Annotated in this window: 14 protein-coding genes; 5 read left to right on the top strand and 9 right to left on the bottom strand. The window is 74.3% G+C overall.

Annotation, left to right across the window (positions count from 1 at the left end):
• Window positions 1–24 precede the first annotated feature (24 nt).
• Window positions 25–1317 carry a lysine N(6)-hydroxylase/L-ornithine N(5)-oxygenase family protein gene (locus tag ABD901_RS25660; RefSeq protein WP_345129874.1) on the bottom strand — a complete coding sequence of 431 codons (1293 nt, stop codon included), beginning with the start codon at window positions 1315–1317 and terminating at the stop codon, window positions 25–27.
• A gap of 36 nt (window positions 1318–1353) precedes the next feature.
• On the bottom strand, window positions 1354–2607 hold the full coding sequence (locus tag ABD901_RS25655) for an ATP-grasp domain-containing protein (RefSeq protein WP_345129873.1): 1254 nt from the start codon (window positions 2605–2607) through the stop codon (window positions 1354–1356).
• Between the two features lie 201 nt (window positions 2608–2808).
• On the opposite strand from ABD901_RS25655, the gene ABD901_RS25650 reads away from it, so the two are divergent.
• Window positions 2809–3834 carry a TauD/TfdA family dioxygenase gene (locus ABD901_RS25650; RefSeq protein WP_345129872.1) on the top strand — a complete coding sequence of 342 codons (1026 nt, stop codon included), beginning with the start codon at window positions 2809–2811 and terminating at the stop codon, window positions 3832–3834.
• Window positions 3835–4815: an asparaginase gene (locus tag ABD901_RS25645; protein WP_345129871.1), complete on the top strand. Its 981-nt coding sequence runs from the start codon at window positions 3835–3837 to the stop codon at window positions 4813–4815.
• Here the strand turns inward: ABD901_RS25645 and ABD901_RS25640 are convergent.
• The gene (locus tag ABD901_RS25640; RefSeq protein ID WP_345129870.1) at window positions 4812–5531 is read right to left on the bottom strand and encodes an N-acyl homoserine lactonase family protein; all 720 of its coding nucleotides are present in this window, start codon (window positions 5529–5531) and stop codon (window positions 4812–4814) included. The genes ABD901_RS25645 and ABD901_RS25640 overlap by 4 nt on opposite strands.
• Window positions 5532–5647: 116 nt before the next feature.
• Between ABD901_RS25640 and ABD901_RS25635 the strand changes: the two genes are divergently transcribed.
• Genes ABD901_RS25635 through ABD901_RS25625 form a run of 3 tightly spaced genes read left to right on the top strand, consistent with a single transcriptional unit; the run spans window position 5648 to window position 12026 of the window.
• Window positions 5648–7060, top strand: coding sequence for an esterase/lipase family protein (locus ABD901_RS25635; RefSeq protein ID WP_345129869.1), 1413 nt, complete (start codon window positions 5648–5650; stop codon window positions 7058–7060).
• Entirely contained in the window at window positions 7057–8967 is a 1911-nt protein-coding gene (locus ABD901_RS25630; RefSeq protein WP_345129868.1) for a dynamin family protein, read from the top strand. The genes ABD901_RS25635 and ABD901_RS25630 overlap by 4 nt, the downstream gene beginning before the upstream one ends.
• Window positions 8964–12026, top strand: coding sequence for a caspase family protein (locus ABD901_RS25625; protein WP_345129867.1), 3063 nt, complete (start codon window positions 8964–8966; stop codon window positions 12024–12026). The genes ABD901_RS25630 and ABD901_RS25625 overlap by 4 nt, the downstream gene beginning before the upstream one ends.
• Here ABD901_RS25625 and ABD901_RS25620 read toward each other — a convergent pair.
• Genes ABD901_RS25620 through ABD901_RS25595 form a run of 6 tightly spaced genes read right to left on the bottom strand, consistent with a single transcriptional unit; the run spans window position 12016 to window position 20179 of the window.
• A complete protein-coding gene (locus ABD901_RS25620) occupies window positions 12016–13101 on the bottom strand; it encodes a Gfo/Idh/MocA family protein (RefSeq protein ID WP_345129866.1) in 1086 nt (361 codons plus the stop codon). The two genes, ABD901_RS25625 and ABD901_RS25620, sit on opposite strands and share 11 nt — an antisense overlap.
• Window positions 13086–13703 (bottom strand): ThuA domain-containing protein, encoded by a 618-nt coding sequence (locus ABD901_RS25615; RefSeq protein ID WP_345129864.1) that lies wholly within the window; start codon window positions 13701–13703, stop codon window positions 13086–13088. Before ABD901_RS25615 ends, ABD901_RS25620 begins: the two co-directional genes overlap by 16 nt.
• Entirely contained in the window at window positions 13700–14530 is an 831-nt protein-coding gene (locus ABD901_RS25610; RefSeq protein ID WP_345129862.1) for an NAD-dependent epimerase/dehydratase family protein, read from the bottom strand. The genes ABD901_RS25615 and ABD901_RS25610 overlap by 4 nt, the downstream gene beginning before the upstream one ends.
• The gene (locus ABD901_RS25605) at window positions 14527–18414 is read right to left on the bottom strand and encodes a discoidin domain-containing protein (RefSeq protein WP_345129860.1); all 3888 of its coding nucleotides are present in this window, start codon (window positions 18412–18414) and stop codon (window positions 14527–14529) included. The genes ABD901_RS25610 and ABD901_RS25605 overlap by 4 nt, the downstream gene beginning before the upstream one ends.
• Entirely contained in the window at window positions 18411–19250 is an 840-nt protein-coding gene (locus ABD901_RS25600; RefSeq protein WP_345129857.1) for a carbohydrate ABC transporter permease, read from the bottom strand. Before ABD901_RS25600 ends, ABD901_RS25605 begins: the two co-directional genes overlap by 4 nt.
• Window positions 19247–20179: a carbohydrate ABC transporter permease gene (locus ABD901_RS25595; protein ID WP_345129855.1), complete on the bottom strand. Its 933-nt coding sequence runs from the start codon at window positions 20177–20179 to the stop codon at window positions 19247–19249. The genes ABD901_RS25600 and ABD901_RS25595 overlap by 4 nt, the downstream gene beginning before the upstream one ends.

Below are 20179 nucleotides of genomic sequence, written 5' to 3'. Positions count from 1 at the left end.
CGGTCCTCTCAGGATGGTGGGGTACTACGCGGCGGCGAGGGGCGCCTGCACCTCGGTGAGGTGGGCGGCGCGGTGGGTGAGGATGTCCTGCAGGATGTCGTTGGCCCGCGGCGCGAGGACGCTCAGCAGCGAGTCGGCGATGCCGTGTGTGGCCTCGTTGACGCCCTGCAGGTAGCAGGCGGCGGTGGCGGGCCGGTCCAGGACCAGCCGGTAGTCGCGGGTCACGGCGACCTCGTCGACGCCGACCGCGTCGGCGATGCGGCGCACCATCCGCGGCATCTGCGGCGCGAAGCCGGTGCCCAGCAGCACCAGGTCGGTGCGCAGCTCCTGCACGGTGCCGCTGCGCCAGTCGGTGAGCTCCAGGACGATCTCGTCGCCCTCGTCGCGGGCCGCGGTCAGGTCGTGCATGGTGATCATCCGCAGCCGGGAGCGGCCGGAGAGCCGGTCCAGGTACACCTGCCGATAGAGCGAGTCCATCGTGCCGGGCGCGAGGCCGGCGTAGTTGGTGTGGTGCATCTGGGCGAGGATCCGCGCGCGGGCCTCGGGCATCGCGGCGTGGAACTCGTCGACGAACGAGGGGAAGAACAGCTCGTTGGTGAACTTGCTCGTCTCGTAGGTGTTCAGGCCGATCGAGCGCATCACCAGCGTGGGCCGGCACTCGGGCAGCTCCGACTGCACCGACGTGAACAGCTCCCCCGCGCTCTGCCCGGCCCCGATCACGGTGACCCGGTAGGGCAGGTCCTTGCGCAGCTCCGCGATGCGCTGCAGGTACTGCGTGCTGTGGATGACCCGCTCCTGCGCGACGCCGAGCAGCGGCTCGGGGATGCGCGGGTCGCGGCCGGCCCCGACGACGAGGTAGCGGCTGCGGATCGTGTCGCCGTCGGCGGTGCGCGTCGCCCAGCCGGTCAGCACGCCGTCGCGCAGGACCGGATCGATCGCGACGCACTCCTTGCCCCGGGCGACGCCGACCAGCTTCAGCTGCTCCGCCGTCCACCGCAGGTAGGCGGCGAGCTCCAGGCGGTACGGCACGAAGCTGCCCATGTTGACGAAGTCGTTGAGCCGCCCGGTGGCGTGCAGGTAGTTGAGGAACGAGAAGCGGCTTCGCGGGTTGCGCAGCGTCACCAGGTCCTTGAGGAAAGAGACCTGGGACAGCGCCTCGGGCAGCAGCATGCCGCGCTGCCACGACACCTCCTCGTCGCGCTCGATGACCAGCGATTTGCGCGCCAGGCCCGGTGCCATCTCCTCGAGGGCCACCGCGAGCGCGAGGTTCGAGGGACCGGCGCCGATGGCCAGGATCTCGACGTCTTGGTCGGACATACGGTTCTCCTTTGCGGGGATTCCCCTTCGCGGGGGTCAGCCACCGCTCGCCGTCAGGGTGAGCGCGCGGGCGGTGAGCCGGGTCTGCGCCTCTGCGGCGTCGAGCACGGCCGCGCACTCCTGCGGGTCGCGGCCGGCGCCGATGACGTAGGCGTAGCGGGAGATGAACTCGGCCGGCGGCAGCAGCATCCGGTCGCCGGGGCCGACGAGGGCGGCCGCGGCCAGCACGCCGCGCTCGGCACGCACCTCGGGCAGCGTCACCGACTCGACGACGCAGTCCTCGGGCGGGTACGCGAAGCGCACGCCGACGCAGCGGCGCTCGGCCGCCGGCCGGATCCACGGCTCCACGCCGAGTGCCACGTCGACCGCGACCGCGCCCGGCTCGATGCCGGTGGCGAAGCGGCCGAGCAGCGGGATCAGGTCCCCGCCGAGCCGGCCGTTGATCTCCACGATGACCGGGCCGCGCGCGGTCAGCTTCACCTCGGTGTGCGTGATGCCGTAGCGGAAGTCGATCGCGGTGTGCGCGGCTGCGAGCGTGCCGAGCACCTCCGGGTCCGCCAGCAGCCCGTCGGCGCCGTCGACGAGGTGGCCGATCTCCTCGAAGTACGGGTACAGCCCGACGGTCTTGTGCGCGACGAACAGGGCGCGGTACCGCCCGTCGACGACGGCGCCGTCGATGCTGACCTCCGGCCCGTCGAGGTACTCCTCGACCAGCGCGCCGCCCTGGTAGGCCGCGGCGCCGATCAGGCTGGCCTCCTCGGCCGCGTGGAACGCCTCGCGCACCGCCGCCGCGTCGCCGGCCCGCACCACGCCGATGCTGGCGCCCAGCCCGCGCGGCTTGACCACGACGGGGTAGCCGATGCGCTCCGCGGCGGCAATGGCGTGCGCCTCGTCGCGGACGAACTCGAACCTCGGCTGGTCCACGCCGGCGGCCGTGAGGACCTCGCGGCTGCGGTACTTGTCGCGGCACCCCTCGATCGCGTCGATGCCCGGCCCGGGCAGGCCGAGCTCGTGCGCGACGTGCGCCGCGGTGACGATCAGCGCCTCGTCCCACGACAGCACGCCGAGCACCGGCCGGCTCGCGGCCAGCGCCCGCGCCGCCTCGAGCACCGCGGCGCGGTCGAACAGGTCCACGACGGTGCCGCCGCGCACGTGCCCGCGCTGCCAGGTCAGGTCCGCGGAGTTGAACATCCACAGTGGATGCCGGCCCGCTGCCGACGCCAGCAGGTACTCCCGGTACGGCTGCATGCCGCACCCGATCACGAGGACGACGCCCTCTGCCGAACTCATGGCATATCCATCCCTTCCCCGGCGCGCGGCGTACTTCGTCGCGGGGCAACTACAACCCGGGGATGGATTGACCGGAACCTTGGTCAGGGCAGAACAATCAACGCGCAAAGAAGCGGACAATCGCCGATTTTGCTTTCGTTGACCGCCGTCGCAGCCCCCTCGTTTACTGAGGCTCTCCTCGATGAATGGGATTGGAAACTCATGAGCGTCGACGTCAACGAGCGGGCCGCCGCGGCGCCGCCAACCTACGCCGAGATCGTGCTCGACGACGAGGTCCGCGACGCCATCGGCGCCGCGCTGCTGCAGCTGCCCGACCCGGTCGAGGACATCGACCGCTCGCTGGCGCGGCTGCGGGTCGTCTTCGCGGGCCTGCCGATCGAGCAGCTGCAGGCGGTGCTCGACTTCGGCCGCCACGTCGACACGCCGGGCGTGGCGATGGTGCGCAACCTGCCGGTCGACCCGGACCTGCCGCCCACCCCGGTCGACGGCCGCCCGAGCGCCGAGAAGAAGACCTTCGTGGCCGAGGGCGCGCTGCTGGGCCTGTCCCAGCTGCTCGGCGAGCCGGTCGGCTTCACCACCGAGAAGAGCGGCGGGCTGATCCACGACGTCGTGCCCGTCTCCGCCGGCGCGATGACGCAGACCAACCAGAGCTCAACCGTCTTCCTCAACTTCCACAACGACATCGTCCACGACGAGATCGGCCGCTACGACGTGTCGAACCCGGACTTCCTGGTGCTGCACTGCCTGCGCCAGGACACGGCGAAGGAGGCGGTCACCTACTACGCCGACGCCCGCGACATCTCCCGCGCCCTCGACCCAGCGGTGCTCGAGACGCTGCGCGCGCCGCTGTTCCGCCTCAACGCACCCGGCAGCTACGTGCGCGACGTCGCCGGCGGCGCCGAGGTGCTCGCCGAGCCGACCCCGATCATCTCCGGCCCGCACGCCTGCCCCGAGATCGCCGTGTCGGCCAACGGCGTGCACGGCCTGACCGGCGAGGCCGAGCGCGCCCTGACCGAGCTGCAGCGCGTCTGCCGCGAGGTCGCGCACCGGGCCACGCTGGAGCCCGGCACCGCGCTGCTCATCAACAACCGCAAGGGCCTGCACGCGCGCTCGCAGTTCGCCGCGCACCACGACGGCCGGGACCGCTGGCTGCAGCGCACCTACCTGCGCCGCAGCCTGTGGACGATCCGCTACCGGGCCCTGCCCGACGGCCGCCGGGTGCACTAGATGACACCCACGGTCCTGGTGGTCGGGCTCGGCGGCACGATCACGATGACGCCCGGCGCCGGCGGCGGCGTGACGCCCGCGCTGTCCCCCGCCGACCTGCTGGCCGGCGTGCCGGGCCTGGCCGACCTGCCGGTGACGCTGGAGACGACCGACTTCCGGCGCCTCGCCAGCGGCTCGCTCGGCATCGACGACATCACGGCGCTCGCCGGGCTGCTGCGCTCCCGGCTCGGCGAGCACCACGCCGGCGCCGTCGTCGTGCAGGGCACCGACACGATCGAGGAGACGGCGTACCTGCTGGACCTCTACCACGCCGGCCCGCAGCCGGTCGTCGTCACCGGCGCGATGCGCCACCCGGGCCAGGCCGGCGCCGACGGTCCCGGAAACCTCCTCGCCGCCGTGCGCACCGCGGCGAGCGAGGCGGCCCGCAACCTGGGCTGCCTGGTCGTCCTGGCCGACGAGATCCACGCCGCCCGGCGCGTGCGCAAGACGCACACGACCGCCGGCTCCACCTTCCAGTCCCCGGACGGCGGCCCGCTCGGCTACGTCGTGGAGGGCCGCCCTCGCCTGCTGAACCGCCTGCCCCGCCGCCCCGCGCTCGACCCGCCCGCCGCGACCCGCCCGCCACGGGTCCCCCTCCTGACGATGTCCCTGGGCGACGACGGCGTGCTCCTGGACGACCTGGGCGGCCGCGTCGACGGCGCCGTCATCGCCGGCTTCGGCGGCGGCCACGTGCCGCAGTCGCTGGTCGAGAAGGTCCAGAAGCTCGCCGAGCAGGTCCCGGTGGTCCTGGCCAGCCGGGCGGGCTCCGGCCCGGTCCTGACCGAGACCTACGGCTACCCCGGCTCGGAGCGCGACCTGCTCGCGCGCGGCCTGGTCCCGGCCGGCTTCCTGGACCCCTTCAAGGCCCGCCTGCTGCTGTGCGCCCTGCTGTCGTCGGGCGCAACCCCCCGCGCGATCGAGTCCGCCTTCGCCGCCAGTTAGCCGAAGGGGCCCTGGGCGATGACCTCGGGGTCGTGGCTGGGGATGACGTGGCAGTCGAGTGCCTCCATGCGGCGGAACGTGCGCTCGTACGCGGCCAGGTCGAAGTAGACCGCGTTCGGGATGCGCTCGCGCCAGTGGTGGTACGTCGGGACGGTGTCGCCCGCGATCAGCGCCGGGCCGCGCGCGGTGTCCACGACCACGCCCTGCGAGCCGGGGGTGTGGCCGGGCAGCAGCACCGCGCGCACGCCCGCGGCGATCGCGGCGTCGCCGTCCACCCGGGCGAGCCGCTCGATCTGGGCCAGCCACGGCGGTGCGCCCAGCCCGAGCAGGTCGTAGAACAGCAGGTCGTCGCCGCTCTCGGCCGGTGCCACCGCGTAGCGCAGCTCCTCGCGCTGCACGACGAACTCGGCGTTGGGGAACAGGCCGTTGTTGCCGCAGTGGTCCCAGTGCAGGTGCGTGAGCACGACCTGGCGCACGTCGGACGGGTCGACGCCCGCGGCGGCCAGCGCCGCGGCGGGCTCCTGCGAAGGCGGGCGCACCAGCACGCCGTGGCGGCGGTGCAGCACGGTCGCCGCGTCGTAGGTCGCGGTGTCCACCACGATCGGGTGCGGGCCGCCGGTGATGACGTACATGAGAAACGTCAGGTCCGTGCACGTGCCCGGGATCGGCTCGTCCGGCATCGCCCCGACCAGCAGCGGCGTGATGGTCAAACCCACGACGAGCATCCTAAACCGGAACGGGGTCGACGTTCGGCGATGGACGGGCGCCCGGAAGGCGGGTGAGGCGACGGTCGCGGACTGTCATAGTGGGGTATCCCGTCGATTGGAGAGTCATGCCGCGACCGTTCGGCGACGTGCTGGTCGTGCTGCCGGGGATCATGGGCAGCACCCTGCTGGACCGGCACGGGCACGAGGTCTGGGGTCAGGAGGCCGCGCTGCTGCACGGCGTCGCGCTGGGCGGCATCGGCAAGCTGCGGCTCGAGGACGGGATCGGCGACGAGCACCCGGGCGACGGTGTGACGCCGGGCAAGCTCATGCCGGGCGTGTTCGCGGCCCTCGGCGCCTGGTCGACCTCGCTGGGGTACGGGCGGCTGCTCGAGCACCTGCGGCGCCGCTACGAGCTGACCGAGCTCGACCCGGCCCACCCGGAGCGCCCGGCGAACTTCGTGCCGTTCGCCTACGACTGGCGGCTGTCCAACCGGTACAACGGCCGCCGGCTGTGCCGGGAGATCGAGCCGGTGCTGGCCCGCTGGCGCGAGGCGACCGGCAACCCCGCGGCCCGCCTCGTCTTCGTGTGCCACTCGATGGGCGGCCTCGTCGCCCGCTGGTACGTCGACCGCGAGGGCGGCCACGCCGACACCCGCGCGGTGATCACGATCGGCACGCCGCACCGCGGCTCGGTGATGGCCGTGGACCGGCTCGCCAACGGCGTGCGCTGGAAGGCCGGCCCGATCGGCCTCGACCTCACGGGCCTGGCCCGCAGCCTGCCGTCGCTGCACCAGCTCCTGCCCGCGTACGCCTGCGTCGACGACGGCAAGGCCATGCACACGCTGACGGAGTGGGCGGCCCTGCCGGCCGGCCTGGACGGCCCCGCGGCGCACGCGCGCGCCTTCTACGACGAGCTGGGCCCGCCGGCCGGCAGCGGCCTCGTCCGCCCGATCGTCGGCACCGACAACCCGACCATGGCGAGCGTCCGCTTCAACGGCGGCGGCGCGGAGCTGCTGCGCACGATGCGCCTGCCGGACGGCACCACGGACGAGCGGGCCGGCGACGGCACCGTGCCGCGGTTCGCCGCCTACCCGGCCGGCTTCACCGACCAGGACCCGCGCCTGCACTTCGTCCGCCAGACACACGGCGGCCTGCCCGGCCACGAGGCCACCTTGGAGCAGCTCACCGGCGTCCTGGACGGCTCGCCGATCGAGTTCCGGTCGCTGGCGGCACGCTTCGGCATCGACGTCGACGAGGTCGCCGCCGCCGGCGAGCCGCTGGTCGTGCGGGCCGAGTCCGAGGACGAGCGCGCGGTGCTGCAGGCCACGATCGCACCCGCGGACGGCGCCGGCGCGGGGCGGCAGGCAGGCCGCTCGGTGCTGACCAACCTGGGCGGCGGGCGGTACGAGACCAGCTTCACCGATCTGCCCCCGGGCGGCTACGAGGTGCGGGTCGGGCGCGCCTACGGCCCGAGCCCGCTGATCGACGCCGTGGTCGCCGCGACGGTGGTGGCCGATCCCGAGGGGGGCGCGCAGTGACGGCCGAGGCCGCCGCCGAGTCGGTGCGCCGCCTGGCCGACCTGGCCGAGCGCGCCGCGATGGACGCGACGCAGGAGCAGCTCAACGGCATCGCCGAGGAGCTGGGCGCCCGACCGGCCCGGATCATCTTCGTCGGCCGGTTCAAGAACGGGAAGTCGACGCTGCTCAACGCCCTGCTCGCGGACGCCACCCACCCGGTCGGCGCGTCCGGTCCGATGGTCGTCGACACGCTGCCGGCGACGGCGGTGATCACCGGGGTGCGCTACGCCGAGACCCCGTACGTGCGCGAGTGGAGCCTCGCCGGTGAGGTCGTCGATCGCGACTTCGAGCACTTCGCAGAGGCGGCGGCGCTCGCGATCGACGAGGCCGACAGCCGGCTCAAGTTCGGCGGGGTCCGCGAGTTCGAGGTCGGCTACCCGGCCCGCATCGCCCAGCGCGGTGCCGTGCTCTACGACTCGCCCGGCCTCGACGAGTCGACCGCCCGCACGCTCATCACGCACGAATACGCGCGGCAGTGCGACGCGGTGGTGATGGTGTACCGCAACGACGCACCCATGGGTGCCGTCGAGATGGCCGTCGCCGACGAGCTGGCCGAGGCCGGCGTGCGCGTGTTCACCGTCATCAACCTCTTCGCCGGCCACCTCGACGATCGGTTCGAGGAGTTCGCCTGGAACCGCCTCGTGCGCGATCGCGGCGGGGCGGGCGCGCAGTGGTGCGGGCAGAACCTCGCCGCGCACGGCGTGTACCTCGTCGACGCCCTCGCCGCGGAACGGGCGCAACGCGCCGGTCAGCAGGACGACGGGCTCGCCCGGCTGGCTGAGCGCCTGTACGAGTTCATCGCCGAGCACCGGGAGCGCGAGCGGGTGCGGCCGTTGATCGAGCAGGCCGACGCGCTCGCCGCCGGGATCGCCGAGCACGCCGAGCGGCGCGGCCAGGCGCTGCGCGAGGAGCGCGTCGAGCTGACCCAGCGCTACGGGGCGGTGCGCCCGCGGCTGGAGGCGCTGCGCGACCGCCCACTGCGCATCAACCGGGCCTTCGACGAGCATCGCCCGCAGGTCGAGGCGACCCTGGTCCACAGCTTCCACTCGCTGATCAACGACGTCGGCGCCGGCCTGCCGGACCACCTGGCCGGCGCCGAACTGCCCTCGGCCCGGTTGATGACCAGCTCGCTGCAGGTCAAGCGCCTGCTGCGCGAGGCGAACGAGATCGCCGACCGGTACCTCAACGAGCGCATCGGGCACTGGGGGCGCACGGACGCGCAGCGCCTGCTGCAGGAGCAGCTGATCGAGCTCGAGCGGCGCGTGGCCGCCGAGGTGGGCGACCTCGGCAACGAGATCGACGGCCTCTACCGCGAGCTGCTGGCCCTGGCGCCGGCCTCCGGCCCGGTGCGTGCGAGCCGCCTCCTCACCGCCTCCCTGGGCTCCGCGGCCCCGCCGTCCCCGATCGAGGTGGCCCGGCCGGTCCGGGGCGCGACACTGCATACGACGTCGGACTCGCTCGCGCTGCAGGCGATGTTCAGCATCATCGGCGCCGCGGCGGTCGCGATCGCGCCGGTGTCGTTCCTCGGGGCGGCCGTGATGATCGGGCCGGCCAACGCCGAGGCGCGGGCGAAGGCGCTCGCCGCGCAGGAGGCCGACGCCCGGCTGGCGAAGCTGGCGCAGGTGGCCGAGCCGGCGCTGCGCCTGCAGGTGCGCGACGCCCTCGACGCCCGCCAGAACGAGCTCGCCCGCCTGCTGGACGGCATGGTCGTCGAGGAGATCCGCGGCATCGACGGCATGGTGATGCTCGTGGCGCGCGCGGAGGACGCCCGCTGGCGCGACCTGACGGACCTGGGCGCGGTCGCCGACGACGTCGGCCGGGAGCGCGAGCGGCTGGCCGCGCTGCTCGCGGCCGGGGTCGCACCGTGAACGCACGGCGGTACGTCGGCATTGGCATCGGGCAGTACCGGGACTTCCCGACGCTGCCGAAGGCCGTCGCGGACGCCGACGAGCTGCGCACGGAGCTCGAGCGCCGGCAGCTGTCGGCCGGGCTGCTGGAGAACCCGAGCGACCGGGACGTGCGCGAGCGCCTGCGCGAGCTGATCGGCGGCCACGCCGACGTGCTGATCGTCTACTGGGCCGGCCACGCGGTGCTGGCCGGCCAGTTCGACCTGCGGCTCGTCATGGCCGACACGAGCCCGGCGGCGACGCTGAACGAGACGACGAACCCGGCCGCGCTCGTGGAGGAGGCGCTGCGCGCCGGGGTCTCGCACGTGCTGCTCATCCTCGACACCTGCTACTCGGCGGCCGCGACGGCCGACATCGCGCGGGTGGCGAGCCAGATCGACAGCATGCGGTCGCTGCCCGGTGACCGCGGCTTCTACGTCGGCGTCCTGGCCTCCGCCCGGCCGTACGAGCCCGCGGTCGACGGCGCCCTCGCCGCGACGCTGCTGCGCATCGTGCGCCACGGGCCCCAGTCGGAGCAGGGCCTGCACAACTGGAGCGACTACAACGCCGACGTCAACGCACGCGAGCTCGTCAGCGCGGTCGTGGCGGACTGGCCGGCCGGGCTGCAGCAGCCGAGGGTCATCCACAACGGCGAGCCCTACCTGCCGATGCTGCCCAACCCGAGGTACCAGCCGGGGAAGCGGGCCGAGCTGGTCACGCGGCAGCTGGAGCTCGCATACCGGGGCGTCGGCGAGCAGGAGGCCGACGACGGCGTCTACTTCACCGGGCGCGAGCGCCTGCGCGAGGACCTGCGCCGCTGGCTGATCGCCGGGCAGCCCGGCGCGTTCGTGGTGAGCGGGCCGGTCGGCAGCGGCAAGTCCGCGGTGCTCGGGTGGCTCACGGCGTGGATCGAGGGGCGGACCGGAGCGGACGGCGGGACGCCGTGGTCCGGGCAGTCCCACTGCGCCCTGGTGAACGCCCGCGACCTCGACGAGCAGAGCATGGTCGCCGCCCTGACCATCGGGCTGGGCCTGCAGAAGGCGAACACCGCCATGGGGATCGTCGACCAGCTCGCGACGCGGGTGGCGCCGCCGGTGATCGTCATCGACGGCCTGAACGAGGCCCGGCCGACCGTGCTGCCCAAGATCGTCGACGACGTGCTGGTCCTGCTGCGCGGCCACGTCCTGCTCGTGGTGGCCGCCCGCAACGACGGTGACCCCGCCCTGCGGCGGCTGGTCGCGCCGGGCCGGCGCGCGAACGTGCGCCGCCACAACCTCGGGCAGGACCGCGACACCCGCGCCGACGTGACGGCGTACGTCGAGGCGCGGCTGCGCGCCGCCTACCCGGAGGACCTCGCGGCCGTGACCGCCGCCGTCGTCCACCGCGCGCTGGCGTCCGAGGGCGCGTTCCTGTACGCCCGCATGGTCACCGGCCGGCTCCTGGCGACCGCGGGCGGCGCCGCGCCGGGCGACTGGCGCTCGCGCCTCGCCGCGGACGCCGCCGCCGTGTTCGGCGCGGAGATCGAGCGGATCGGCAAGACCATGACGGGCGGCCCGGCGCGGGCCCGCGCCCTGCTGACCGCCCTGGCCTGGTCCGCCGGCGCCGGCCTGTCCGCCCGGCGCGTCTGGCCCGCGCTCGGCCGGGCCCTGACGGCCTCCACCGACGCCGAGCGGGCCGCGGCAACCGCCGACGCCGACTCGGAGATCGCCGAAGTCCTGAGCGCCTTCGGCCAGTACATCCTGGAGTCCGGCGAGGCCGGCCGGGCCTGCTACCGGCTCTTCCATGACGATCTCGTCCGGGCCCTGACGCGCGACCCGGCGCAGGGCCGGCTGGTCGACCTCGCGGTGGTGCGGCTGCTGGCCGAGCAGAGCAACGAGGGCGCCAACCCGGAGGGCGCCGAGCCGTACCTGCGCCGCCACGCGCCCGCGCACGCCGCCCGCGCCGGCGACGAGGCGATCGGCGTCATCGAGGCGCTCGCCGCGAAGTACCCCGGCGAGTACCGGCCGATGCTCGCGGCGACCCGGCACGCCCTCGCCGCCCGGCTGCTGGAGGCGCACGACCTCGCGCCCGCCCAGGCCGCCGCCGAGGAGGCGATCGCACTGCGCGAGGCCCTCGCCGCGCAGGACCCGGCCGGCCTGGCGGTGCTGACCGCCTCGCTGGGCCTCGGCGCGCGCATCCTGCGTGAGCGCGGCGACGCGCCGGCCGTCGAGCCCCGCTTCGGCGCCATCATCAACGGTTTCACCGATCCGGCCGGCCGCGCGTACCTGCTGCTGTGGGCCTGCCAGGCCATCGCGCGGCGGACCTGGCGGCACCGCTTCGACGACGGGGTCGCCGCGCTCGGGCTGCTGCGCGACCAGGTCCCGCCCGGCCCGCCGGCCGTGGCCATCCTCGACCCCGCCAAGCTCCTCGCGACGGCCAAGACGGCGCTCAAGGGCCTCTACGCCGAGGACGAGTGCGAGTTCGAGCGGCTGTGGCCGGCCCGGCTCGGCCCGCTGCCGGGCTGGATCTACGACGACCAGCTGCGCGAGCTGCTCGTGGAGTGGATGGGCCGGCCCCTCGACGCGGCGCCGGCGTACCTCAAGGCCAACCCCGCCCTGCTGGAGCCCGCCGCCGCCGAGGCCCTCGACCGGCTGATCGCCGCCGCACCGGACGACCCCGTGCTGCGCGAGCACCGCGCCCTGCTCGACGCGGTCGCCGCCGACGGGATCGACGCCGTGTACCGCCGGCTGGAGCTGAAGAACGCGATCGAGGAGTGGCTGATCGTGGCGCCGAACTGGACCAGGTCGGCGAACCACCTCATGTGCCACCAGCACCTGCTGCTCGACCCGTGGTGCCGGGAGCACCTGGCCGCCGACCCCCTGGACGACCTGGCGATGCTGCACGCCGACCTGCTGGTGCTCGCGGTCGAAGGCCAGCCGTACGTCGGGTACATGTACCTCGAGGAGCGCGATCCCGACCGGCGCGCCGAGCTGCTGGCGAAGGCGGCGGCGACCGGGCCCGAGGTGCACCGGGCCCTCGCCGACCTCGCGATCAGGGCGTGAGCGGCACCGCGTCCGGGATGGCGCAGGTGCTCTCGACCGTGACGGTGGTGGCGGTCTCGGCGGCGCGCGACAGGCACTCCATGACGTCCAGCACGTGGTACGCCAGCTCGCCGTTCGCGCGCGGCGTCGTGCCCGTGCGCAGCGCCTCGGCCAGGTCCGCGACGCCGTAGCCGCGGGCCGCGCCGCGGTAGCCGGCCCGCTCGGGCACCTCGGCCCACTCGCCTTCGGCGCCACGGAAGAGCTGGACCTGGCCCGCGAACTGGTTGGGGTCGGGCACGCTCAGGGTGCCCTCGGCGCCGTACACCTCGATGCGCGGCAGCCGGCCCGCCCACACGTCGAAGCTCATCATCAGCGTGGTGATCGCGCCGCTCGCGTGCTCCAGGACGCCGGTCTGGTGCGTGGGCACGAGCACCGGGAAGACCTCGCCGGCCCGCGGGCCGTCGCCGATGGTGCGGGTGGACCGCGGCGTCGAGGCCATGCCGGCGACGCGGCGGACCGGGCCGAGGAGGGTCACCAGGGCGGTCAGGTAGTACGGGCCCATGTCCAGGACCGGGCCGCCGCCGGGGCGGTAGTAGAACTCCGGGTCGGGGTGCCACCGCTCGTGGCCCGGGGTGACCATGAAGGCGGTCGCGGCGACCGGTGCGCCGATGTCGCCGGCGGCCAGCGCCGCACGGGCGGTCTGCACGCCGGTGCCCAGGACGGTGTCGGGGGCGCAGCCGACGGTGCGGCCGGCGCGGGCGGCGGCGTCGAGGACCGCGCGGGCCTCGGCGGTGGTGACCGCGAGGGGCTTCTCGCCGTAGACGTGCTTGCCGGCCGCGAGCGCGGCGAGGGCCACGTCGGCGTGTGCCTGGGGCACCGTGAGGTTGAGCACGAGGTCGACGGCGGGGTCGGACAGCACGTCGGCGACCGGCACGGGGAGTACACCCGGATATTGCGCTGCCAGGGAAGCGGCGCGGGCGGGGTCGAGGTCGGCGACCCGGGTCAGGGCGACGCCGGGCAGCCGGGTCAGGGTGGTGGCGTAGGCGGCGCTGATCTTCCCGGCGCCGACGATGCCGACGCTCAGCGGCTCGCCCATGCCAGCCCCCTCATGATGATCTCGTCGTGCTCGGGCACCTCGAGGTCCTTGATCTCGTGGCCGACGGTGGTGACGAAGACGCGGCCGGCGCCGTAGCCGGTGGTCCACACGACCGGCACGGCGACGCCGTCGACGTGGGTGACGGCGTGCACCTCGATCGCCGGGTCGACGTGCACCTGGTAGCGCTCCGTGTGCACGCTGAACGGGCCGATGCCGGCCACGACGGGGTGGCCCGTGACGGGCGTGACGTCGTAGGTGACGAACTCGGCCGGGTGGTGCACGAACTGGCCGCCGGTGATGCGCTGGTAGTCCGGCGAGCCGCGGAAGGAGTCGATGAGGCCGCCGTGCCAGCCGGCCAGGCCCGTGCCGGAGCGCACCGCGGCGGCGAGGCCGGCGACCTGCTCGGCGGTGGCGGTGCCCATCGTCCAGCAGTGCACGACGAGGTCGGCGCGGGCCAGCAGGTCGGCGTCGAGGTAGGTGTCGAGGGTCTCGGAGGTGACCACCTCGTGGCCGAGGGCGCGCAGCTTCGCCACGTAGCGGTCGGTGGCCTCGACCGGGCGGTGGCCCTCCCAGCCGCCGCGCACCGCGACGACGACGCTCACGGCCGCCGCCAGGCATGCGACGGTGCGAAGCCGAGCAGTTCCCGGCACAGGCGGGTGGAGACGGGCACGGCGAATCCCTCCAGCTCCTCGTCGACCACGGACTCCGGATGGTACCGGGCGAGCAGCTGCGCCGTCGGCACCGCCGCCGTGGTGTCCGGTGCGGCGACGTTGACCACGGCGTGCCCGTGCAGCGGCCGGGTGAGCGCGGCGGCGACCGCGGCGACCGCGTCGCGGGTGTCGACCCAGCTCCACAGGTCGCCGCGGTGGCCGCCGAGGTCGGCGGCCACGTGCGCGAGGTGATGGCGCAGCCGTTCGCCGGTGCCGATGAACGGCAGCCGCAGGCTGACCGCCGGGATGCCGGAGCGGTTGCTGGCCGTCGCCGTGACGAGCTCGCCGACCCGCTTGGACAGGCCGTAGGGGTCGTCGCCGACGTACGGGTGGTCCTCGTCGAGCGGCAGGCGCAGCGGCGACGCGCCCCGCGCCGACCAGGCCAGGCCCACGGCCGAGAGGCTGGAGATGTAGACGATCCGGGAGACGCCGGTCGCCGCCGCCGCTTCGAGGAGGTGGTACGCCGAGCCGACGTTGTTGGCGAACACGTCCGGCTCGACCGGCGCCGGGACGGCGGCGGCGTGGACCACCGCGTCGACGCCGGCGAGCAGCGCGTCGAGGCCGTCGGGGTCGCGCAGGTCGCCGGTGACGATGTCGTCCGCGGCGCCGGCCGGCGGCGGGGTTCGGTCGTGCGCGCGCACCGCATGCCCGTCGGCGCGCAGCCGGTCCGCGACGGCGCCGCCGAGCATGCCGGCGGCGCCGGTCACGAGGATCTTCACGTGGCCTCCGCGACGAAGGTGGCGGTCAGCGTCAGCTCGCCGGTGACCGTGAACGGGTACGTCGGCGCGGTGGAGACCACGACTCCCCCGGCGCTCCAGCCGGCGAAGCGGAAGCCGCGGGCCGGGCGCGCCACCGCCGTGACGGGCGTGCCTGGTTCGTAGAAACCGGGCCGGGTCTGGTTGCCCGTCAGGCGCACGGTGCCGGCGCCGGGCGGCGCGGCGGCCACGGTCACGGCGTGCTCGACGATGTTGATGACCATGATGTTGTACAGCGTGACGGGCCCCAGGCTCGTCGCGCCGTTGTAGCGCATGAGGTTGACGACGCTCGCGCGCCCGCCGTCGACCCGCACGGTGTAACCGTCGCCGCCGAGGTTGTCGGTGCCGAGGTTGACCGCCCGCACGTCCCCGGAGCGCACGACGAGCCCGTTGTGCAGCCCGTAGCCGAAGGCGCCCGCGACGCTGAGCCGCCGCGCGCCCTCGACGGTGACGAGGTCCGCGTTGGTGCGGGTCCAGGCGTCGATCACCTGCGGGAAGAGGTTGGCGCCGAGCACCCAGTTCGGCACCGCGAAACCGGTGCGCACGAAGGTGTTGCCGTTGGACAGCACGCCCTCGATCCGCCCGTCGTCGCCGCGGGCGGTGACGCCGTGCCGCACGAACGTGCCCTTGATCTTGCGTACGAGGAAGCGGTCGCCGGCCATGTCGATGGCGTTCCAGGCGTTGGGCAGGCCCAGATTTACGGCGTAAGTCCCGTCGCCGAGGCCGCGGACCGCGTAGGGGTACGGCACCAGGCCGCCGGGGGCCGCCGGGTTGTTCTCCGGGTAGAACACGCGCAGCCCGGCGACACCGGCCCGGTCACCCCGTAGCGTGATCGCGGCCGGGTCGGTGTCGGCGCTCGCGCTGCCGCGCCCGGCGTACGCCATGAGCACCGTGCCGCCGCTGCGCCCGTCCTCGTCGCGGTTGGGCACCGGCGAGGCGCCGAGCAGCTGCACGCCGGCCGGCACGGACAGGCGCCCGGCGAGGCGGTACCAGCCGGCGGGCAGGTACACCACGCCGCCCCCGTCGCGCCCGGCCCGGTCCAGCGCCCGCTGCACGGCCGGGGTGGCGTCCGCGGCCGGCAGGTAGCCGTTGCCGTGCGGCGCTCCCGCCTCGTACAGCGCCCGCCGGGCAGGCTTCAACGACGTGCGCGAGCCCTCGTCCGCCGGCAGCGCGCCGTCCATCTGGTACACGGTGCCGCGCACGGCGCCGGTGACCCGCGTGCCGGTGAGCTTCACGTACCCGCCGCCGGCGTTGACGACGGCCGCATCGGCGCCCTCCAGCTCGCCCGCGGCGATCGACAGGCCCCACCGGGCGTCGAACTGGTCGACCTGCAGCGCCACGCCGGTGCGCTGGATGCGCACCCGGGCGAGCACGCCGGTGAACTCGGCCCGCAGCCCGGCCACGACGTGGATGCCGACGCGGTAGTCGGCCGCGGCCAGGTCGGCGAACTGGTCCCACTCGAGGTCGCCGAGGACGAAGCCGGTGCCGTTGGCCCGCGTCCACGCGTCCAGGGCGGCGCGCTGCGGCGGGCGGTAGGCGGCCGGCGCCTGCGCCCAGTAGGCGTTGCTGAACCGGATGTCCTCCCAGGTGCCGACGTCGGCGCCGTTGTAGGCCTCGACGCCCTCGAAGAGCGCGGTGCCGCGCACGTTGCGCACGGTTGCCGACTCGTGGGTCTGGCCGTTGCCGGGCGGGCGGCCGCGCTCGTCGCGCATGGTGCTGATGCCGATGCCGCGGTACGAGTTGAGCATCGTCACGTCGGCGACGGTGCTCATCATGTAGTTCTCGTCGCTGCTCCAGGCGCTGCCGGGAATCTCGAAGGTGAAGTTGTACGGCACCGGCGCGGTGGCGCTCTGCCGCGGGTAGTAGGTGGTGAGCCCGACGACGCCGGCGCTGCCCCCGATGCGGAAGAGCACGGGCCCGTCGTCGCCGGCGGGCAGGTCGGCGCTGACGACGGTGCCGTACGAGCCGTGGCCGCTGTCCGGGTCGCGGCGGTCGCCGCGCAGGGTGCAGAACGCGGGCACCTCGACGGTGGTGGTGACCCGGTAGGTGCCCTCGGGCAGCCACACCGTGCCGCCGCCGGCGTCGTAGCAGTCCCAGAGCGCGGCCTGCAGCGCGGCGGTGGCGTCGCGCCGCCCGGCCGGGTCGGCGCCGTACGCCGTCGCGTCGAAGTCGGCGACGACGGCGTCCTCGGTCGGGTAGCGGGTGTCGACGAGCCGCGGCGCGGGCGTGACGGTGCGCGCGTCGCGGATCTCGAGCGCGACGACGTCGACGCGGTCGAGGCCGGCGGCGTGACCGGCGACGCTGATGCGCACGTAGCGGGCCGTGGTCCGCGCGAACCGGGTGCGCACGGTGGATCCGCCGCCGGCGCCGCCGTTGCGGCCCGCCTCGGCGTAGGTGACGCCGTCGGTGGACAGCTCCACGCGGTAGTCGGGCGAGTAAGCGTTGCCCCACCGCACGAGCACCTCGTCGACCGGCCGGGCCGAGCCGAGGTCGGCCCGCAGCCACTCGCCGCTGCCGCCGTCGCTGGTCCAGGCCGTGCCGGCGTCGCCGTCGTTCGCGTTGCCGGGCGCGGATCCGGCGGTACTGCCACTCGCGCTCAGCTGCGCGCCGCGCGCCAGGTCGGTGTTGACGGCGGAGGCGCGGAACGCCCGGTCGGCGTCGAAGAGCTCGCGCAGCGCGGCCGCGATCCGCTCCTCGGTCGCCGCGGCGTCGTCGAGGACGGCCCGGGCGCGCGCGACCGCGGCGGCGAGGGTCGCCTTGGCGCCGGGCGGGTACTGCCCCTCGCGGCTGCCCTCGCGGGCGGCGTACAGCGCCCGGTCGGCGCCGGCGACGAGGTCGCGCAGCCCGGCCTTGGCGTCCAGCTGCCGCGGCACGACGGTGACCCGCACGGCGGCGATGGTGAGCTCGACCGGCGAGCCGTCGTGGGTGAGGCGGAAGTCGCCGCCGTTGGTGCGGTTGGTGAGCACGGCGTCATCGAGCACGAAGTCGTGGGTGCGCCACTGCCCGGAGTCGCCGTACGCGACCTGCGCCGACGGCTTGAACCGGTCCGGCAGGTCGGGGCCGGGCGAGTCGTAGTGCAGGAAGAGCGTGCCGTTGCCGGAGTCGAGGTAGTCGACGCTGACGAGGACGATGTCGCGGGTGTCGTAGGCGTACGAGTCGGCGACGTTGAAGTACAGGTAGTTGGTGCCCGGCGCCGGTGCGGCCGCGTTGGTACGCCAGAAGCCGCGCCCCGCCGCCGTGCCGGTGACGAGCCCGGCCTCGTTGTCGCCGGCCCGCGGCGAGAGCCCGCTGTCCGACGCGGTGGGGCCGAGCACCGCCTGCGGCCCGCTCGCGGTGATCCGCACCTGTGCCACGGTGATGTCGACGGGCGCGCCGCCGTCCTCGCCGGCCAGCCGCAGCTCGCCGGTGGCCAGGGCGGCGCCGGGCAGGCCGACGGCGGCCAGCCGCCAGGCGCCGGTGCCGGCGAGGTCGGCGACGGCGGACGTCTCCCCCGCCGCGGTGCGCAGGGTCAGCCGACCGGCTCCGTCGTCGTGGTAGGTGACCACGACGACGACCGGCGCCGAGGCGACCGAGTCGGCGTAGCCGGCGTCGGCGGTCAGCCCGAGGTAGGTGGTGCCGGCCGCGGCCTGGGTCTGCCAGTAGCCGCGGCCGTCGAGGGTGCCGGTGCGCAGGCCGGCCTCGGCGTCGCCGGCCCGCACGCGCAGGCCGAGCGTGGCCGGTGCCGGGCCGAGGTCGGCGCCGACGCCGCGCGGGTACATCACCGGTCCCGCCGCGGCGTAGGCGGCGGCGCCGGGCGCCACCAGCGCGGCGACGAGCAGGACGATGAGCAGGAGTCTGCGGGTGGTCATGCCTTCACCGCTCCCATCAGGCCGTTGACGACGTAGCGCTGCGCAGCCACGAACAGCACGATCACCGGGATGACCACGATCAGGGCTCCGGCCATCAGCACGTTGTAGTGCTGCACCGCGCCGGACTGCAGGTTCTGCAGGGCGATGGGCAGCGTGTACGTGTCCGGGTCGTTGAGCGAGACGCGGGTGAGCAGATACTCGTTCCACGTCGGGATCGCGGTGAGCACGGCGATGGTGATGAGCACGGGCCGGGCCAGCGGCAGGTAGATGGTGCCGAAGATGCGCAGCTCGCTCGCGCCGTCGACGCGGGCGGCCTCACGAAGCTCCCCCGGTATCGCCTCGAACGCGTTGGTGAGCATGAGGATCGACAACGGGGCGGAGCCGTTGACGAAGGGCAGTACCAGGCCCCAGTGGCCGCCGAGCAGGCCGAGCTTGTTCTCCAGCAGCACGATCGGCAGCAGCACGGCGACGCCGGGCACGAACAGCAGGGCCATGAACATGCGGTACAGCGCCCGGCGGCCCGGGAAGCTCAGCACCGCGAACGCGTAGCCGGCCGCGCCGTAGATGACCAGGACGAGGACCACGGTCAGCACGGTGACCTTGACGCTGTTGAGGAAGTAGTCGAAGAAGTGCAGCTCGTTCCAGGTGTTCACGACGGTCTGCAGCGTCGGGTGGCGGGGGATCAGGTGGCCGCCGTCGAGGACCTCGCGCTCGTCCTTGAACGCGGCCGAGACCATCCACAGGAACGGGTACAGGCTGATCGCGGCGTAGAGCAGCAGCAGCGCGCCGACGACGATCCGCGCCGCCCAGGCCCGCACGCGTTCGGCGGTGCTCACGTGGCCTTCCGCATGACGCGCAGGTTGACGGCGGCGAGGATGAGCGCGGCGACGAACAGCATCCAGCCCAGGGCGCTGGACAGGCCGAGGGTCGTGTCGAGCTGGGACAGGAACGCCAGGCGGTACGTCTGCAGGCCCAGCACGTTGGTGTGGTAGCCCGGCCCGCCGTTGGTCATGATGAGAAACATCTGGAAGCCCTGCAGCGAGTCGCGCAGCGAGAGCAGCACGATGATCGCCGTGATCGGGCGCACCAGCGGCCAGATGATGTGGCGCGTCACTCGCCAGGGTCCGGCGCCGTCGATCTGCGCCGCCTCGACGAGCGCCGGGTCGACGGCCTGCAGGCCCGCGAGGTACAGCATCATCGAGACCGGGACCGCCGACCACACGGTGATCACGATCAGGGTGGGCAGCGCGGTGCTCGGGTTGCCCAGGAACCCCTGCGGCTGGCGGAGGCTGCCGAGGCCGAGCGAGCCGAGCAGGAGGTTGATCGCGCCGTCGGGCTGCAGGATGTACTGCCACGCGAAGTACACGGCGATGCCGGCGGTCACCTGCGGCACGAAGTACACCGAGCGCATCAGCGTGCGCAGCCGGCGCACCGAGTTGAGCATGACCGCGAGCGGGAAGCTCACCACGACGGTCAGCACCGGCACGGCGAGCATCACCCACAGCGTGTTCAGTGCCGCCTGGTGCACGATCGGCGCCCAATGGGGGCTCGCCCACAGCAGGTCGGCGTAGTTCTGCAGGCCGACCCAGCGCCAGTGCGGCTGGAAGCCGTTCCAGCTCGCGAAGCTCAGCGAGAAGCCGTAGCCGATGGTGTAGGCGCCCATCACCGCGAAGAGCACGATGGCGGGCGCGACGAAGGCGTACCCCCAGGGCGCCTCGGCGGGGCGGGTGCCCCGCCGGCGGCGGCCCGGGACGCGGATCGGCAA

Source organism: Dactylosporangium darangshiense, assembly GCF_039537565.1.
Taxonomy (GTDB): Bacteria; Actinomycetota; Actinomycetes; order Mycobacteriales; family Micromonosporaceae; genus Dactylosporangium; species Dactylosporangium darangshiense.
Note: the sequence above shows the minus strand (reverse complement) of the source record. Positions and strands in the feature narration are given on the sequence as shown.

Excerpts from the sequence above, each read along its gene's own strand:
- ABD901_RS25660 (WP_345129874.1), bottom strand. The coding sequence starts at position 1,317 with ATGTCCGACCAAGACGTCGAGATCCTGGCCATCGGCGCCGGTCCCTCG.
- ABD901_RS25655 (WP_345129873.1), bottom strand. The coding sequence starts at position 2,607 with ATGAGTTCGGCAGAGGGCGTCGTCCTCGTGATCGGGTGCGGCATGCAG.
- ABD901_RS25650 (WP_345129872.1), top strand. The coding sequence starts at position 2,809 with ATGAGCGTCGACGTCAACGAGCGGGCCGCCGCGGCGCCGCCAACCTAC.
- ABD901_RS25645 (WP_345129871.1), top strand. The coding sequence starts at position 3,835 with ATGACACCCACGGTCCTGGTGGTCGGGCTCGGCGGCACGATCACGATG.
- ABD901_RS25635 (WP_345129869.1), top strand. The coding sequence starts at position 5,648 with ATGCCGCGACCGTTCGGCGACGTGCTGGTCGTGCTGCCGGGGATCATG.
- ABD901_RS25620 (WP_345129866.1), bottom strand. The coding sequence starts at position 13,101 with ATGGGCGAGCCGCTGAGCGTCGGCATCGTCGGCGCCGGGAAGATCAGC.
- ABD901_RS25605 (WP_345129860.1), bottom strand. The coding sequence starts at position 18,414 with ATGACCACCCGCAGACTCCTGCTCATCGTCCTGCTCGTCGCCGCGCTG.